Raw genomic sequence first — 18,601 nt, forward strand, 5'->3', positions numbered from 1 at the left:
AAATAGCTTATTGTTGTCTTCATCATTAAAACCTTTCAAAGAAATTTAATCTCAAGAAATTTTAATCGGTCGAATTGACCTATTTTAACCGCAAGTTAAGAATCTATTTGCTTTCAGAAAAGGAAAACCCTTTGATACTTGTATTTATCGTTCTCTATTCCGATTACAGAATAATATAAAATTAAGAAAAATATTTTTTCTTAAACAATAGAGCTACATTCACTAACATAATTAAAACCGGAACTTCAACCAGAGGTCCAATAACTGTTGCAAACGCTATATGTGAATTTATTCCGAATACAGCGACAGCAACGGCAATCGCCAATTCAAAATCATTGCTGCCGGCAGTAAAAGCTGCTGTTGTGGATTTTTCATAACCGGCTCCAATTCGTTTTGCTATAAAGAAAGTAACGAAGAACATTCCGGCAAAGTAGAAAATATATGGTATTGCTACTCGAATCACATCGAGCGGAAGATCAATAATCGTTTCTCCTTTCAGCGAGAACATCACAAAAATTGTGAACAGTAATGCAATTGGAGTTAACACCGAAATTTTCGGAATAAACTTTTTATGATACCACTCTTTGTCCTTAATTTTAATTAGAGAATAGCGCGTAATCATTCCTCCAAAAAAAGGGACACCGAGATAAATCAAAACCGTTACAGCAATCTCGCCAATTGAAATATCTACGAGAGCACCGCTAAATCCGAATAGGGGAGGGAGAATTGTTACAAAAATGTAAGCATATACCGAATAGAGAAATACCTGGAAGATAGCATTGAAAGCAACAAGTCCCGCAGCTAACTCAGAATCACCTTTAGCAAGATCATTCCAAACTAAAACCATAGCAATGCATCTTGCTAAGCCGACAAGTATTACTCCAATCATCATTTCGGGTTTATCGGGAAGAAAGATTATAGCCAGAATGAACATCACAAGAGGTCCGACAATCCAGTTTTGAATTAGGGATAGTGAAAGTAGTTTTACATTTCTGAATACTACAGGTAATTCCTCATACTTAACTTTTGCAAGCGGCGGGTACATCATTAAAATTAATCCAATTGCAATTGGAATATTCGTAGTGCCGCTGCTAAGTGAATCCCAAATCTCTGCTATTCCGGGAAAGAGTGAACCTACGGCAACTCCAAGAAACATCGTGATGAAAATCCATAGAGTTAAGTAGCGATCAAAGAAAGATAATTTTTTGAATAATGTCTCACTCATATAAATTCCTTTATTTAACTTCTTTTAGCCAATGCTCAATAGTAGACTTAGTTGGAATTTTTCCTTGGGATAAAACTTTTCCATTCACGATTAATCCAGGAGTCATCCAAATGCCAAGCTCGGCATATTTTTCTCTGTCTGTAATTTTTTGAATATTTGCCTCGATATTATTCTCAGCAGCAACATTCATACACATTTGAAAAAGATTTTCACAATTTTGGCATCCAGGTCCAACAATTCTGATAGTTAGCATTTTTTTTCTCCTTTGTTTTAGGTTCAATTATTTTCAAGGCTGATTGCTCATGAGTGTAAAATTCCACGCAGATGAGTATATAAATATGTTTATTGGATTCACACTTGCGCGGGAATGACTTTATGAGTGTTGTCATTCTTGCAAAAGCAGGAATCTAATTCTAACACGTCATAGATTTTCGCTTTCACAGGAATAACACTTTCATTTTAACTCCTTAAAATAAAATTCAAAAAAATCTCTTTTTATTTCATCCCGAACTTTTCTGAAGACTGAAAGTATTTCTTCCTCTGCTCCTCTCGCTTCGGCAGGATCTTCAAATCCAATATGAAGCTGTTTTGCAACCTTGCCAATGAACACTGGGCATGTTTCTTTAGCGTTATCGCAGACCGTAATCACATAATCAAAAGATTGATCAATATATTTTTCAACATCTTTGGGTACTCCGTCACTTATGTCAATCCCAACTTCTTTCATTACTCGAACCGCTATTGAACTAATTTTTTCTGCGGGTCTTGTGCCAGCTGAAAATACTTCGAGTTCACTGTTGAATGACTTTAAAAAACCTTCAGCCATTTGACTTCGACAGCTATTGCCTGTGCAGAGAATTAAAATTCTTTTTTTCAATTACCTCCTTTCAGATTGTTATAACCGTGAGAGATAATATCTATTAAAGAAAAGTAGATTCTCGCGCTTCGCGAGAATGACATTAGAACAATGTTCCATACATTATTCCGCTTATTGTAGCTATAATAACGACAAGTAAAACATAAACAACTGTTTTTTGTGTGCCAATTACACTTCGAATCACAAACATATTGGGTAAAGATAAAGCTGGTCCGGCAAGAAGTAACGCAAGTGCTGGACCTTTTCCCATTCCGTTATTTATTAAACCTTGCAGAATTGGTATCTCTGTTAGTGTAGCAAAATACATAAATGCTCCAGTTATCGAAGCAAAGAAATTTGAGAATAAGGAATTTCCTCCAACAAGATTTGCAATCCATTCATTAGGTATTATACCATTTTTATTATCTGCCGAACCGAGCAAGAAACCGGCGACTAAAACTCCCGCACCAAGCAAAGGCATAATCTGTTTTGTGAATCCCCAAGTTTCGCCAAGCCATTGATTTGCTTCGCCATCTGTAAAAGTCAAAGCCAGTGTTGTTGCAATTACAGCTGCAACAAAAGTAATAGTAGGTTTATTATAGAATATTAACGCAGAGATAATTACCGCTGAAACGCCTAAAATCACATAAAGTCTTTTAACCTGAATTATATAAATCATGGAAAGTGCGAAACCGATTCCGAAAATGGAAGTAATGAACCACTTGTTTGCAAATACCAAATACCAGAAACTATCAGTTGCCTCAGCAGGTTTTCCCCAATTGATAAAAACGAGTATTGCAACAAGAAAGAAAAAGTGTAGGGAAGTTTGCCAGATGGGTTTTACTTCAACTATTTCTGGCATTGCGAGTTGTGCCGCTTCTTTTTGCTTTTCTTCCTTTCGAAAGATGAGAGACATAAAAAGTCCAATTATCAAACTAAAAGAAACTGCACCTATTACACGAGCGATTCCTAATTCAATACCAAGAATTCGGGCGGTTAATATTATAGCCAAGATGTTGATTGCCGGACCTGAATACAAAAATGCAATTGCAGGACCTAATCCAGCACCGCGTTTATGAATGCTTGAAAACAGTGGAAGCACAGTGCAAGAGCAAACTGCAAGTATGGTTCCGGATACTGAAGCAACCGAATATGCGATCCATTTTTTTGCTTTAACTCCGAAATACTTTATTACTGCAGTTTGGCTGACGAACACAGCAATTGTACCAGCAATAAAAAATGCTGGAATAAGACAGAGTATAACGTGCTCTTGTGCATACCATTTTACCAAATTAAATGCGGATAGTATCGCCCCGTTAAAATATTCATTCTCAATCGGCATAAAATAAACGAAGAGAAAAAATCCAGCAATCCACAAGAATGATTTATATTGTTCTTTCCAGTTCATAGGGTGCTTGTGTTATTTTCATTTCGGTAAGTACAGAATCAAAATCAATCACATAGAACATATATTATATCTGTCAGCCTTTAAGACTTTTGTTTTGTCTGCAATTATTATTTTTTCATCGGAGATCCAAAAATCTAAAGAGTTGAGTATAGAATTTATCCTAGGATCAAGCGGCTGTGGATTTATCATGTAGTTTACCCATTTTTTTTCTTTTTTTTCAATTATAAAAGATGAATCCTTAAGAATTTTCAAATGCTGTGATACGGTCGAGGTTGCCAGCTGAAGCACATAAGTAATTTCGCAAACACATAAGGGGCGAGTTTGTAACATTTTCAGAATTCGTAGACGATTGAAATCTGAAAGCGCCTTGAAAATTTTTGTCTTATCCATTATTAAATCATTTCGTTACTTAACGAAATATAAGAATTATTATAAAGGAATACAATCAAAAATTACCAATCGTATTTTATAAATATTAGATATATTTTTCATAATTCTGAAATTTTCTAACTGACAAAATGCAATAAGAACAAAGTAGATGTGATTGATTTGAGCAATTACTTTTCTGAAAGAACAACATTCTAATCTTAGTTCTGACTTTAGAATTTTGAAAAACTCTTCAACTAATTGCCGAGTACGGTAGTAACTTTTAACAAGAGTTGAATTCAATGATAGATCACTTGTAGCCAAATAATTATCATTATCTTTAACCAGCCATAGGCGGGCGCTTTAATGTTGTTTGACCCGCCACGACAAGGCTATTACCGGAGGACTCTTACGGAGTAGTGGCAGGTAATTTACCAATATGGTTACCATAACGATAAGTAAAAAAGTCTTGAACTTGAACGTTGTCTATTAGACGGTTTGACTTGATTTTAGAAATCCAATACCACTTTAGTTTACGAATTATTCTCAGTAACTCTTCGTGGCGAGCGGCAGAATAGAAGGAGTCCATTAAAACGTAATCTGGTTTAATGTGATATGTTCTTTGAGCAAAAAGCAACAATTCTATGGCTAAATCAATCCTTGTTTTTTTATCGTTTTTATTCCAAATCTTGAATCCGATTAGATAACGGGTGTTACCGTCAGTCCACAAAAGGAATACGATATTAATGCCATACCTGCCACTACATAGCGTTGTCGTGGCGGGGAGGAATTGTTTATCACTGGATGAATATACTCATGACAAAATATCAAGTTCTTTGATGTAAGGTTTGGCCATAACCGTGTCATCGATTATCAGATAAGATTTATTCTTCTCAGCCAGAGGCTGATGAGCCTCCGGCTTAAATGAAGACTTTTTATGCTTTATTAAACCCGAAAAATTTAATGGAAATGCTTAACCTACGGTAATTCACAGAAAACAAAGGAGATACTAGAACAATGGCAGAGGCTGAAAAAGTGCAGTGCATACCGTATGAGTTCAGTGAGAAGCGAGTTAGTCCGTGGGGAGGATTGCGGATCGTGCGAGAGTTTGTCAATAACATAGGATTAGAAGATGCCTTTGAGAGATTGGAACTTCCGGCCCCGGGTTCGAATCGTGGATACAAAGCCCTAGATGTGGTGATGAGTTTTTTGGTGAGCATCTGGATTGGAGGGAATCGTTTTGCGCATTTCGGACTGTTACGCTATGATGAAGTCATCAAGAAGATCTTCGGGTGAAAACGAACAGCATCAGAGAGCACCTTCAGTCGGTTTTTTCAGAAATTTACGTGTGCGTTGAACGACAAGATTTTTCCTGCGCTGCAAAAGTGGACGACAACGTTGTATGTAAAGATAACCGTAACGATGGATTTAGACAGCACCGTTCTCGAGCGCTATGGAGAGCAAGAGGGGAGTCGCAAGGGATACAATCCAAAGAAGCCATGGCGAGCGAGTCATCGTCCGATCATTGCCTTTATCAGTGAATTAAAAATTGTCGCCAATAGATGGCTATGTCCGGGAGACACATCGTTATCCAACAATGTGGTAAAGTTTTTGGAGGAGACGCTGTTGCTGTTGGGGAACATGCTTGTCGGACTCATACGTGCCGACAGCGGATTTTTCAATGAAAAGTGCTTGAATTTCTTTGAATCGTGAGGCTTGTCATACATTGTTGCAGCGAAGTTCACACCTCCTTTGAAGAGAATGTTGGTGAAGGGATTAAAGTTTGTTCCGGTAAGGTGTTGAATCGATACAGCCGAGTGTTCCTATAAAGCACTGGGGTGGAAAACAGAACGACGATTTATTGTCGTACGAAAGAATGCCGACGTGTACCCGAACGCAAGCGGAAAGGAATTGGAATTATTTCCTTTGGAAGATTGGCGAAGACACTACCGCAGCACGATGATGGTAACGAATCTCGATTTGCCGCCGAATGAAATTTGGGAGATGTATAAAAGACGCAGCGATTCTGAGAACAGGATCAAAGAATTGAAGTACGATTTCGCGGTGAACGGATTTTCTTCACAAAAGTTTTACGCGACCGAAGCGGCATTCCGTTTTGCGTTAGTGGCATACAATGTCATGGTGTTATTTAGGTTGATCGCATTGAAAGATAAGAGAGCACGAAGAATGGCGAGTTTGTATTTGAAATGCATTGCATTAGGAAGTTGGACGGTGTCGAAACACGGCAGAGATGTCTTATGCGCAGCATCCTTCGGAAAGCTCTCAGTCCAGCAAGAAAGACGAGTGTGGATTGACGGTCTGTTCGGTAATATTAACAACTTTTCACCTCCAATCATGGTTTCTATTGCATGATTCGGGATGAATTGTTAAATTATTTAGAGAACATTTTATGTACGGATTTGTAGAGAAAGAAATATCCTCGTTCGGGCGAACTAACATCCCTGTAAAATTAAGTAATATATACTCACCAATACTTGCATTTGAATATTGCATCAGTTCAAATAATCAATATTTAGAGTCTCTACTCGTCACAAAATTGTATTATAAACCTAATTTCATTATTCAAGGTTAGGACGTTAATGAGAACATGGATAAACAAATCTATTAAATAATCAAGCTTTTGATAAAAATGAAATTCAAAATGAAGTAACCTTTTTATTAGAGAAAAAATAGATGAGATTACTTAAAAAGACTTGCCTGTCTGCCCGCCTTGTTGATCCCTCTGTGGCAGGCGGGTTAGATTCGTCTCATAGATTAAAGAGAGGTATTATTGTGAGGTCTTCAAAATTTTTTTGCTTGATAATTTTCACAACTATTTTTTTCGTTGTAACAATCAATTTCATCAATGCACAGAATATAAGTTCCTCCCCATCATTTTCTTTATCTGAAAAAGAAGCTAAACAATACTTCTCAGGTGAGTTTAACGTGAATATAAAAAGGGATAAGGACAAATCATTATCATTTTCAAAGAAGTTGAAGTTTGAAATCATTGGTCCAAAAAAAATATCTAAAAATAAACCTGTGCGATTTCAAATATTACTTCTACCTGAAGATTATGATAACGCCAATCTTGCAGAAGAAGTTTATTCCCATTATGGTCTTTTCAATTCTCTCGAAGACAGATATCCACACATCAGAATAACCGATACCTATATTACACCATGGACATTATATCCTTCAATAGTAATGGTTGGAGAAAAAAATACTTTCAAGATTGATAAAAATAGTATCAAGTGGTTTGCCTATCTTCCATATAGTTTCTTTCACAGTAAAAATAATTGGAAAGACCTAACCCCATCCGGTTTTGAATATAAGTCCGGTAAAGTGTTGGAGGAGATAACTAAGAAGAAACCATTGGAAAGAGCAAGTCTGTTAAAATCATTGCGAGGCAAAATGGGTGAATCCATACATTCATCACCCGACCCTCAGAAAGCGTTAGAGACTAAAAACGACATTCTCATTTTAAATTTAACCGGACCGATAAATTTTTGGGATAGACAAAGTGAAAGGATTTTAGGCATTCTTGGTAAATCATCCGCAACTGCAAGAGGAATTGAATTTTTAGTAACGTTCACGAAAGCCGGTGAGTGTAATATAGAATTTGAATATTTCTTAAATATAGAAGTTCACAGTGTGGAGAGAGAAACCAAAAAAGAATCTGGATTCTCCGAGAAAGAATACTCCAAGACCGTAAAAGAGGGAATTGGAGAAGCACGAGGAGGTGCAAACTTAACTTTATTAGTTGAAAGCGAAAAAGTTTTAAGTTTATCAGAGAGAATTCCAATTGAAAGTTTTCCACAATTAAGCCTCTTAGGAGTTTTTGGAGCAGTTAATATACCTATAGAAAAGCAGTTCAAGAACAAATTCAATCCGCTTGGGATAAATTTAGAATTCTCCAAAAGCAATTGGAACGTTGGTCTTGGAGTCGGTTCCAACTATATGGAAGCAAATAAAGATGATTACGTTCTAAAAACATTAGCATTTTATTTATATGGAAAGTATTCATTATTTAAATTTTTCAATGATAATTTAGATTTCTTTGTCTCTGCAGGCGGTCTATACTGGCGATCATCCTTTCAGTATACAAAATACCCTTCATTAGAAGATTATTATCCTGTCGAAAAAGATAATGGATTTAGCTATCTCCTTAGTGTTGGAACAGGTTACACATTCGGTCACTTCTTGATCAGGCTTCAATATCAACTATTAAGATCGAAAGATGCGAGTTTTGGAAAAATCCCATTCGAAACTGAGTTCACTAATTACTACACTTTATATACGGGTTCTCAACAACTGCAAATCTTATTAGGATATAGATTCAATTTTTAAGCATGAAGAATATTATTTCAAAACTCTTTGGAGTAGAAAAATGGGACGAAGATTAATAAGGTATCCAATCTACTGTTTAATTGGATCCTTGAGTTTTGTTTCACTTACCTGTGTTGAAGATATTTTTGTTCCACCGATAGATCCATTTGTAGAACAAAGATTGGAGCCAAATCCAAAAACATTTACCCTCGGCACAGGACCGAATAAACTTACTATCAAAACAAATCAGGCAAACGTTACTGAAATAGAGAATGGTATTAGAATTCGAGGAAGTTTATTTGCCAAGAATAATAAATATGGCGATGTAATGCTAACTAGCGGAGACTTTGTATTGTTAAAATCGACAGGCACAAGCTCAACAACGTACATTTCCCCTGAGCACGGCGCTCTTCCAATAAGCAGTGGAAAATTCATAATGCAAGGTGAGACAGCTACCGAGTATGTTGGTTTTGCAGGCATTGGTCTCGTAGAATTACCGAATTATGGAATCGTAAAACACCTTAAGATTCTCGACGTTAATATTGCTCCGATGGGCTTTATCTTAGGAAGCGAATTAGAAGATTGGCCGGTAAGTCCGAATAGATATTATTTTTACACAAACCTTGAAAGCCCGATTAAGGCAGAAGTTGGAAATTCAAGTTTGTCGGGAATTAAGAAGATTGCAATCGACCCATACGACCCCTACTTCTATGTTTCCTGTGATTTTGAAGGTTCAATTCTCGGACCAATTACAAATATTGGTTTTGCAGTTTCAGCCCAAGGAATCATTCCTTATAATCCGAGCGTTACAATTTACAAGGTTCCAAATTTCAAGGGTAATCTTTATCTTACAGGAACAATTGATCTTCTTAAATTCCCAGCTTCAATAACTGGTGAGACAGTAATTGGCTTTTACACAGGCGACCAAAAAGGATCGGAAAATTTTTTCCAAGGTAAAGAATCAAAATTTAACCTTGGATTTAATGGCAAGGTAAACCTTGAGCATGATCTACTCGATTTTCTTGATGTCGAAATTGTTCTTGGTAAAGCATCTCTATTTTTAAAGGTAATGGAAACCGGCGATGCCGAACTTTATTTTGTCGGTATTGTAGAACAGCCCGCTGTGACTCCAAGCGAATTAATGTATCAAATCTTTGGTGTTGACTGGAAGTTTCTTGATTATCTTCAGCCACGGCGGACAGAAACAACTTTATATGGAACTGTTGGTACAGTTCCCTCTAATTGGGAATTAGGATTCAAACAAAAATCTTATCTCGATATATTGGGTAAGTGGAAACTTGATATGGGTGAAACCGCTGTCGAATTAAATTCTGAATTTATGTACTTCAAAGGGGAAAGCTCCGTAGCCGGGTTTAATAGAATTGGGGTTGAAGGTAAAGTGAATAAAAGTGGTGATTTTATATTAACAGGATATCAGAAATCAGGATTCGATCTAAGCGCCGGTCCGCTTTCATTAAGTTTTAGTATGGGAATGAATTTAACTGTAGCCCTGCAGGATGCCGTTTTTACTTTTAAAGGCAAAATTAAACTAAGCGGTGAGGCGTGTGCTGAAATCTTAGGAGTAGATTTATGTGCTGATTTTTCACTTAAGGCAGAGGCATCTATTTCGACTAATGGCTCGTTCAAAATCTGTTTTAAAATTGGTATTTCAGATGTCGGATTCGATGTTTGTCTATCATTCTCATTTGACAAAGCGGGAAAAAGTGTTGAAACTATGACAGTTCAAGAGATCCCAATCGAAATGGTACCATTGGAAAACAGATTTCAACCAAAAACAGGACAAAATGAAATACAACCAATAATGAATTAGAATCTTATGTTTGAATGAACAGCAATCCTAATATCTTTATAATTTTTTCTAAAAAAGGAAAATTAATATGATGCGTGGAATTTGTTTGGTATTTATTGCAGTCACAACATCAATAATCATCACTTCTTGTAAAAGCATAACAGAACCAGAAGTTGATTATAATTATTCCATACAAAAAGTCTGGTGGTCGGATATTATCGATAATGATAAAGATGGATTCGCAGTGAGCAAGATCTTGAATTTTAACGTCCGCTTAGAAGAAAACGTTACTCGCACTGTAGTAGCTCGAATTTATTATAAATTAACCGATGCACCAAACTATTCTTTCTATAACTTTACGGAGGAATATGAAATTGAAGGAATAAAATCACCTTCATCTATGCAAATGATAATTGGTATCCCGAACAAAGAACTTATTTCGGGTTTATATGATTTTCAAATCGAACTTTATGAAAAAAGCAATAATCGAGTGAAAACTAAAGTAACCATCGAGGATTCCATTGGTGCAGTATTGGCAAATCAAGCTTTTGAGGAATTGAAGGATGATCAAATTTATACTATTACACCATGGTGGCGAGATGCATATGACCGTAACGGGAATGGTTATGCACGATATGCTACACTCGGATTAGATATCGATGTTGGAGGAAATTTAGAAAAAAAGTTGACAGCATATGTCTACTATAAACAAAAAACTTCAGATAAGTTTAGGCTATACCTTACGAGTAAGGAATTCACAATCCGAGGAATGCAAAGACAAGATTCCATAAATTTACTTATCGGAGAGGAAGGTAAAGAATTAAGCAGAGGTGAATATGACTTTCGAGTTGAATTCATGGAAACCGCTTTTGATTATCCTGCCGCGGTAATCGACAACCGAACATCTGACATTCTTAACGACGTTAAATTCGAAACTCACGATGAGGACAGCTATTTCTACACCGTTGTAAAAAATAATTTAAATTGGATCAACCTGGTAGATAATGATGCAGATGGGTATACAAGTTCACGGAAACTCATTTTCGACGTTGATGTAGATAAAAACGAGTACCGTTCCATACTTGCTAAAATATTTGTTAAACATCCTGACTCGACCAACTATAATTATTACGGCATTACAAATGTATTTCGTATTTATGGAAGTAATCCTTTCGATACAATTCAAATTCCAATTGGAACTGCTTCTTACAATTTAGACAGCGCCAAGTACAATTTTATTCTTACAGTTTATGAAGATGTACCCGATTCACTAAAAATCATTGAGGCAGAAGCCGGGGGTTATAAGGAAGGAGATGCATTGTACCAGCAATCATTTGAAACTGCATTACAGGATTCATTGAGATGAGATCGTGCTTTGAGATAAAAAGCATTATCTAATTGATTGTTTTTGTTATATCTGTAAATAAGAGACGGTGTACTCGAAGTCAGGGAGAAATTATTGATTTTTTGCGGTTAAATGTCCATATTTTTTACATATGTAATTGTTGTAATCCTCTTTAAAGAGAAGTATTCTTTTTCCGAAGGAATGCCTTCGGCAGAAGCTTGTCGTCCCGACAAGTCGGGATATGGATTTTTGCCTGCCCGCTAACCTTAAACTTACGAGGCAGGCGGGTTGGAATCAAATACTATGTTCTGATTAAACTGTTCAGAGATTTTTGTGCATGTTAGACGGATATCTCTGAAACATAAAATATTTACATAAGCGAATAAGGTGGTTTGATAAATTATTTTTTTCATAATACAAATTTAACCCCTTATTTCGCTTATTGTTATATAATTTGCATAACTTTAGTTAAAAGTAAATTGTAAGATTACTTGAAGCGGATGATTTATTTTTTCTTTATCGTAAATCTATCAATAACTTTTATTTCTGTTCCAATTTTTGTAAAGGAACCGTCTTCCGGAAAAATTCCGTATGTAACGGCATCAACTTTTTCATCATAGACTTCAAATAGAACATAGGTGAATGCACGATAGCCGACAAAATCTCTTGATGCTTGTGAGTTTTCGTTTGGGCCATGGTAATAATTTAGCGTTTCATAATAAGGAATTGCTTCAATGTATGTCATCTCTTGACCATATCTTTTCTGCTCAGGATTATCACCATACTTTGGATTGAATTCGTATAAAGGTGCACCGCTACTACCGGTTGTTATTTGAAAAACTCCATCAACAGATTGCCTGCCATACATATGCTCGTGTCCATTGATAAATGCTGTTACTTTATATTCATTTAATAAACTCCAAAACTTGTTTCTTCTATCGAGATACCATTTGCGTGTTGAATCTAACGGGGGAGAAAAGTTTCTGCCTAAGTTTGGGAGTCCATCTCTCAAATGTCCACCAATTGGAAAAGCAGGCTCGTGACTTATAACAAAAATTTGTTTAATGCCTCGTGATTTTGCATTTGATAGATCGTTCTCAAGCCAGTCGAGATGCTTGATGTAATGTCTGTCAGGTTTGTCGTCGGTTGTATCAGCTAAATCGCCGTAATGCCACCGGTCGCTGGTCATAAAAACAAAATGTGAGTTTTCGTAGTCGAATGAATATGTCAAACCTTTTTCATCATCCGGTCCGTTCATGAAAACATCGGGAAAGAGTTTCCTGAAATTATCTTCATCGTCGCGGTGCTGAACTTCGTGATTGCCGACTGTCAGCCAAACTTTAGGCCAAACCATGTTCGGATTATTATAGATAGGAGACATAACTTTTTTCCAGAATTGAAGCTGCATGTAAGTTAAATTCGGATCGAATCTATTTCCGGCGACCATATCTCCTGCAAACACGATAAACTTAACATCTTTTTGATTCTCAACAATATGATTCACGATAGTCGATAACACCGCTTCGTTCACTCCGTTGTTGCTGCCGCGGCTGTCGGACATTGCAATGAACTGAAACAGCTGAGCCGTGACAGAAGAAAAAGTTATCAACGAACAAAACAAGATCATATAAAATCTGTGCATTACATATCCTTAATTAGATTATTACAAAGTGTGACAAAGTTAAGTCGATTTTTTGAATTATTGAAAAGTTTTTGAGTGATGATTCTTTTCTCTACATCCAAATCGATCCCCTAAATCTGAAATAATAATTTGATAACCTCAAAGAATTTTCATGAAGCAAATAAATGAGGTTGGCACAAGAGGTTCTCCCGATACACGATTTCCTCGAAATCGTACTCGAGAACCGTGAAATTTTTTTTAGGTTTTCGAGTGTGGTTGACTAAAATGTACTTCAATTTATCATTCCCGTGTAAATGCTCAGCATCCTTTTGACGGGAATCTAAAACCAACGAAAATATTATGGATTCCCACTCACCACTTGCGTGAGGACAGGTTTCGTGGGAATGACTAATGAGAAAAAATTAATTTTTAGACAGCCAGGAAATAGATAATCATTGAATAGTTTTTCTAAATCGAATATGAGATCAATACTTCGTAAGCGAGATTATTTTTAGTATTTTTGCCCTCACTATGCCGAACATATCGAAGTCACTCGCTTTATTATTTATTTTTCTAATGACTTTTTTCCTAACAGAAGGATTTGGTCAGAAAATAGTCACTGCAGTTGAAATTTTTACTCCGCCTTCAATTGATGGCATGCTAAACGATTCCGTCTGGAGTTTAGCTGTACCGAATTCAGAATTTTTACAGCAGGAACCAAAAGCAGGCGAAAATCCCACATTCAAAACTGAGATAAGAATTCTTTACGATAAAGAAAACCTCTACCTCGGAATTATGTGCTACGATCCTGAGCCGGATAAAATAGTTGCACGCGAATTGAAGCGCGACGGAAATCTGCGCGGCGATGATAACATCATGATGATATTCGATACTTTTAACGACGACCGGAATGCTTATTGGTTTGGTACAAACCCGCTCGGAATGAGAGACGATGCTATTCTTTATGGGTTTGATTATCGCAGCTTCAATGAAGAATGGCATGGAATATGGGACGTGAGTTCGGCAATTGTCGACAGCGGCTGGAGCACCGAATTAGTTTTTCCATTTTCAACTTTTAAATTTCACGATAAAGACGAACAAACTTGGGGATTTAATTTACTTAGACAGATCAGAAGATTGAATGAACAAGCGATTTGGTCTGCAGCAGGGAAAAATCTTGGATTATTTCGAATTGCTTTTGCTGGTGATCTAGTAGGAATAAAAAAAATTAAAAGGGGGGATCCAATTTACATTAAGCCATTTTTAACAGGAGGGTTTCAACAAGGTGAATCGGTAAAGAAAAAAAATTTTGAGCCCGGTTTGGATATCAAGTATGGAATTACACAGAACTTCTCCCTCGATTTGACTTTCAACACGGATTTTGCTCAAGTCGAATCTGACAGAGCAAGGATCAATCTCACTCAGTTTCCGCTATTTTTTCCTGAGAAGCGGGAATTCTTTTTAGAAAACGCGAACGTTTTCGATTACACTTTTGGAGCGGGCAATAATTTATTTTACAGCAGGCGGATCGGAATTAGTGATGAAGCGCAAATCCCGATTATTGCAGGAGCAAGACTTGTTGGCAGAATCCAGAAGGTCGAGCTTGGTGTAATGAACATCCAAACCGAAAAACGTGGCGCTGAACCTACAACCAATTATGGTGTGGTTAGAATGAAATACGATCTATTCGATCAATCTTATGCCGGATTTATTTTCACTAATAAGATTTCGAAAAATAAATTCAATCGTGTTTATGCTGGGGATTTTAATTTTACTTTTAGTGAAATATTCGGCGATCAGACTATGGCAATCGGTGGTGGAGTAATGAAGTCAGAGGATACTGATGGGGGAAAAAATTCCTGGGGGAGCAAGTTCTTCATAAATTATCCAAATGATTTGATCAATTTTTTTACCAGCCATAGATATGCACAAAAAGATTTTAATCCTGGAATCGGATTTATGTACAGAACAGGCTTCCAATCTCTTGTTTTCAATTTGAAAGTCTCTCCAAGAATTAATTGGAATGAAGTTAAACGATTGAACTTCGAGCCGATTGAGTCGGATATTTATTGGAATGATAAGGGCGAGCTTTCGATTATTAGAGCAAGCTTTGTACCCATCGGTTTGTCAACTAATGCAGATGATAATCTTGAATTTAAAATCAATAGAAGATTTGATTTTTTAGAGAGCGATTTCAATATCTTCGATACAACCGTGATCCCAATCGGGAAATACTGGTACACGAGCTATGAAGTTGACCTGGAAACTTCTCGAAGCAGAAAAATCTACGGCGGAGTTGAATACAGTTTCGGAGATTATTTAACCGGAAAGAAAAAGTCTTTTTCACTGAATGTTTCCTCAATTTTGAGCAAGCATTTATCCATCTCGGCTGATTATGAAACAAATACGATTAAGCTGCGTGAAGGAATTTTCACAACTAATGAGTTCGGAACTAGAATCCGTTACGATTTCACAACGATGATCTATTCTTCTATTTTTGCTCAGTGGAATAATGAAGAAAATGAGATTAACATCAATTACCGTTTCAACTGGCAGCCAAAGATTGGGAGCGATTTCTATCTCGTTGTGAATCATATGCTGTCAACGGGAAGAAAATTCCGCACGAAAGATATTGCAATCCTTGCAAAGATAGTTTGGCTGTTTGTGATTTAGAGGGCTGCAGAAAGATGCCATCCCGGTTTGTTGAGATGGCATCTTTTCTAATGAAAAATTATTTCAGCAGTATCATCTTCTTCAGCTCGGAAAATTTTCCGGCTGTCAGTTTATAAAAATACACTCCACTTGATAGGTTATTTGCAGCAGAAAATTTAACTAAATGTTTTCCTGCTTGTTTAAACTCATTCACTAAGGTTTGAACTTCTCTTCCTAGAACATCATAAACTTTTAGAGTTACAAAGCTCGGCTTTTGTAATTCATAGCTTATAACAGTAGATGGATTAAACGGATTCGGATAGTTTTGATACAGAGAATATGAGTGAATTGAGAACGATTCATCGTCAACTGATGTAACTCCAGTAACTCCATTTTCATTATATATAGCAAGACCATGTGAAAACGTCCCTATCCACTTATTATTAAATCTATCAATCTTCATTGATATTATGCTCCAAGGGTTAGTAACATCCGGAAATGTCGTGAAAGTAGTTCCATCAAATTTAACTAAACCACGATCCGTTCCAATCCATAAGTTATTATCTTTGTCCACAGTAATAACATTTATAAAATTATTTGGCATTGGGGAGTTAGAAGTATTGTATGAAATAAATGTACTGTCGTTTACCCATTTCAGTAATCCTTGATCTGCAGTGCCTAACCATCTAACTCCGTTCAGATCTTTTGCGAAAGAAAAAAATCTTTGTGATGGCATCGTGGTATTAGTCGTATCGAATATTTTCCAAGTATCATTATATAAAAGTACGAGCCCTTTATAAGAACAAATCCATAATGAATCCCCCTCCTTCTTCACTTGTCCCCCATATCCAGTTGGCATAGGTGAATTGATTGGACTAAAAAGTGTAAAATTAGAATTATCAAACTTTATCAAGCCATAACGTGTTGGGGAGAACGACCATTTATTACCGTTATTATCAATTTCCATTTGTGGGAATTTTGTATATCCCATAGCTCCAATTCCTTCATACTTATATACATTCCAATTAATTCCATCAAATTTATAAAATCGGTAGCCATGGTCTATCCAATTACAATTTGAACTATCCACTTTTACCGCAGTAAATTGCCATGGGAGTGTGTCTCTTACAGAGATGTTCCAGTGAGTCCAGTTTATTCCATCATATTTAAGTAAACCAGAGTGAAAACCATATAAAGAGTAACCGATCCAAAAATTGTCATAGTTATCAATTTCTATTGAGTTAACTATGTCAAATTCTAAATCCGAATTAACTCTATTAATAAACAACCATTGATTTGTTTGCGCGAGATTTATGTTTGTTAAAAATAATAGCAACAAAATTATAACTTTTAATTTCATTGTATATCTCCTTTTGTATTTAGTATAAACTTAAATAAAGAAGTAAATAGATATTTTCTCTATTTACCTAATAACTATCATCTTTTTAATATCATAAAAATCACCAACATTAATTTTATAAAAGTAAACTCCACTTGTTAGATTACTTGCTTCAAATTCAATTTGATATTTACCTTGTAATTTGAACTCATTCACTAAAGTTTTTATCTTTCTTCCCAAAAAATCATATAGATTTATTGTCACAAAGCCTTCTATAGGCAAATAGTAACTGATGAATGTTGTTGGATTACCCGAATGGGTGGCTTCGCCAAATGGATTGGGATAATTTTGATTTAAAGTAAAAACTACTGGTGAACCTCCGACAGCTTTTTTCTGTAATTCTGGATCGATCAAAATAGATTCAATATTTGAATACGCTGCAGATAAAATTGTACCGTTCAATCCACGTACTTTATAACTTATTTGTTGTGTTTGATTACCCCCTGGCCAAGTTATCTCATTATCAATAAAAGTATTTGTAAGCGAGGTGCATCTATCTACCCAATCACCATCCCCTGATTTTCTTTTAATTGGAAAGCCCGTGTTAAATTCATCTGATGACCATGTAAGTATTGGATGCTGTGTTCCGGGTTCGAAAGATATCTCTAAGTTATATGGAGAGGGAGGTTCGAAATAAATTGTCAGAGGGGAATTATTATAGTTCTTAATTTCCCACACGTTTAGTGTATCCCCTGATGAATATTCTGTCCAATCGGATGCGTTAGGACTATAAAACAACCTATTTGGTGTCCCAAATACAAATTTTATAAAAACATCTGGATTTTGATCTCCATAATGATTATCACGAGTATCATAATAAAAATACACATACGGACTTTTACTATACGGACTTTTACTAGTGGTCACCTTATAGAGTCCAAATGCTATTTCCGGTGTGTTTTCACCTGGTGGTATTGAATGTGAAAACCAACAATCCCACTTAGAAGGATCACTTGTATCGCTAATACCTGTCGTAATTAAACTACTAGATATTAAATTAGAATTACTGGTTATTGGGAAATAGCTTGTACTCTGTTTTTCCCAGGTGGTCTTTTGACTCGTTATTGTATAAGTTATCTGCTCATTTACGCCTACTCCAAAAGTTCCAACAAAAAGAGCTCCTTCGGTAACTAGCTCTTGTGAGAAAGAAATCTTGTACAAAGAAAAAATTAGAATTGCAATTAAAAAGTGTTTAATACCGCCTCCCAAAATAAATTGTTAAAATATTTATTGTCAACCAAGAGCAGTATTTTTTTCGATTCAAGATTTGGCTCTGTAAATCTCAGCAGCAGTTTTTATTAATCTCTACTACAAGTAATTGTAATACATTCGGCAAATAAAGTCAAGTACAAAAACTATTCAATCTCACTGACGAATTGAAAGATTCCACTCAATAAAAAAAAGATGCCATACGTCAGCTGACGGATGGCATCTTAATTTAGTTCTCTCGATACACGATTTCTTCGAAATCGTACTCGAGAACCATTGAATGTAGTTGTTTTTCGAGTGTCCACTAACTGGACTTGTGATTTAAATGGATATTAAAAAGATTCCATCCCGACTTGTCGGGATGGAATCTATATTTTATCT

General features: G+C 36.0%; 17 protein-coding genes. 7 read left to right on the plus strand and 10 right to left on the minus strand.

Translation table 11 applies throughout. The annotated features are described in order from the left end of the window. Positions 1-181 precede the first annotated feature (181 nt). From arsB to FJ213_05550, 7 genes are all read right to left on the minus strand, one after another. Positions 182-1,225 (minus strand): ACR3 family arsenite efflux transporter, encoded by a 1,044-nt coding sequence (gene arsB, locus FJ213_05520; protein ID MBM4175618.1) that lies wholly within the window; start codon positions 1,223-1,225, stop codon positions 182-184. Between the two features lie 10 nt (positions 1,226-1,235). Beyond that, a complete protein-coding gene (locus tag FJ213_05525) occupies positions 1,236-1,478 on the minus strand; it encodes a thioredoxin family protein (GenBank protein ID MBM4175619.1) in 243 nt (80 codons plus the stop codon). Between the two features lie 201 nt (positions 1,479-1,679). Continuing rightward, a complete protein-coding gene (locus FJ213_05530) occupies positions 1,680-2,102 on the minus strand; it encodes an arsenate reductase ArsC (protein MBM4175620.1) in 423 nt (140 codons plus the stop codon). A gap of 82 nt (positions 2,103-2,184) precedes the next feature. Next, positions 2,185-3,489, minus strand: coding sequence for a hypothetical protein (locus FJ213_05535; protein MBM4175621.1), 1,305 nt, complete (start codon positions 3,487-3,489; stop codon positions 2,185-2,187). Positions 3,490-3,537: 48 nt separating this feature from the next. After that, positions 3,538-3,879, minus strand: coding sequence for a winged helix-turn-helix transcriptional regulator (locus tag FJ213_05540; protein MBM4175622.1), 342 nt, complete (start codon positions 3,877-3,879; stop codon positions 3,538-3,540). A 39-nt stretch (positions 3,880-3,918) separates the two neighbouring features. Beyond that, positions 3,919-4,203: a transposase gene (locus FJ213_05545; protein ID MBM4175623.1), complete on the minus strand. Its 285-nt coding sequence runs from the start codon at positions 4,201-4,203 to the stop codon at positions 3,919-3,921. Positions 4,204-4,264: 61 nt separating this feature from the next. Continuing rightward, on the minus strand, positions 4,265-4,603 hold the full coding sequence (locus tag FJ213_05550; GenBank protein MBM4175624.1) for a transposase: 339 nt from the start codon (positions 4,601-4,603) through the stop codon (positions 4,265-4,267). 269 nt (positions 4,604-4,872) lie between these two features. On the opposite strand from FJ213_05550, the gene FJ213_05555 reads away from it, so the two are divergent. The 6 genes from FJ213_05555 (at position 4,873) to FJ213_05580 (ending at position 11,360) form a co-directional block, all read left to right on the plus strand. Then, entirely contained in the window at positions 4,873-5,151 is a 279-nt protein-coding gene (locus tag FJ213_05555) for a hypothetical protein (GenBank protein ID MBM4175625.1), read from the plus strand. Between the two features lie 57 nt (positions 5,152-5,208). Then, positions 5,209-5,568: a hypothetical protein gene (locus FJ213_05560; GenBank protein ID MBM4175626.1), complete on the plus strand. Its 360-nt coding sequence runs from the start codon at positions 5,209-5,211 to the stop codon at positions 5,566-5,568. A 90-nt stretch (positions 5,569-5,658) separates the two neighbouring features. Continuing rightward, positions 5,659-6,228, plus strand: coding sequence for a transposase (locus FJ213_05565; GenBank protein MBM4175627.1), 570 nt, complete (start codon positions 5,659-5,661; stop codon positions 6,226-6,228). 321 nt (positions 6,229-6,549) lie between these two features. After that, entirely contained in the window at positions 6,550-8,205 is a 1,656-nt protein-coding gene (locus tag FJ213_05570) for a hypothetical protein (protein MBM4175628.1), read from the plus strand. A 40-nt stretch (positions 8,206-8,245) separates the two neighbouring features. Continuing rightward, on the plus strand, positions 8,246-10,015 hold the full coding sequence (locus FJ213_05575) for a hypothetical protein (GenBank protein MBM4175629.1): 1,770 nt from the start codon (positions 8,246-8,248) through the stop codon (positions 10,013-10,015). Between the two features lie 67 nt (positions 10,016-10,082). Continuing rightward, a complete protein-coding gene (locus tag FJ213_05580; GenBank protein ID MBM4175630.1) occupies positions 10,083-11,360 on the plus strand; it encodes a hypothetical protein in 1,278 nt (425 codons plus the stop codon). Positions 11,361-11,844: 484 nt separating this feature from the next. Here the strand turns inward: FJ213_05580 and FJ213_05585 are convergent, their stop codons facing one another. Continuing rightward, positions 11,845-12,981: a hypothetical protein gene (locus FJ213_05585; protein MBM4175631.1), complete on the minus strand. Its 1,137-nt coding sequence runs from the start codon at positions 12,979-12,981 to the stop codon at positions 11,845-11,847. Between the two features lie 555 nt (positions 12,982-13,536). On the opposite strand from FJ213_05585, the gene FJ213_05590 reads away from it, so the two are divergent. Further along, entirely contained in the window at positions 13,537-15,633 is a 2,097-nt protein-coding gene (locus tag FJ213_05590; GenBank protein MBM4175632.1) for a carbohydrate binding family 9 domain-containing protein, read from the plus strand. A 58-nt stretch (positions 15,634-15,691) separates the two neighbouring features. Here FJ213_05590 and FJ213_05595 read toward each other — a convergent pair whose 3' ends face one another. Next, a complete protein-coding gene (locus FJ213_05595) occupies positions 15,692-16,216 on the minus strand; it encodes a T9SS type A sorting domain-containing protein (protein ID MBM4175633.1) in 525 nt (174 codons plus the stop codon). 819 nt (positions 16,217-17,035) lie between these two features. Continuing rightward, positions 17,036-18,223 carry a T9SS type A sorting domain-containing protein gene (locus FJ213_05600; protein MBM4175634.1) on the minus strand — a complete coding sequence of 396 codons (1,188 nt, stop codon included), beginning with the start codon at positions 18,221-18,223 and terminating at the stop codon, positions 17,036-17,038. Between the last annotated feature and the right edge of the window lie 378 nt (positions 18,224-18,601).

Source organism: Ignavibacteria bacterium (genome assembly GCA_016873845.1).
Classification (GTDB): domain Bacteria; phylum Bacteroidota; class Ignavibacteria; order Ch128b; family Ch128b; genus JAHJVF01.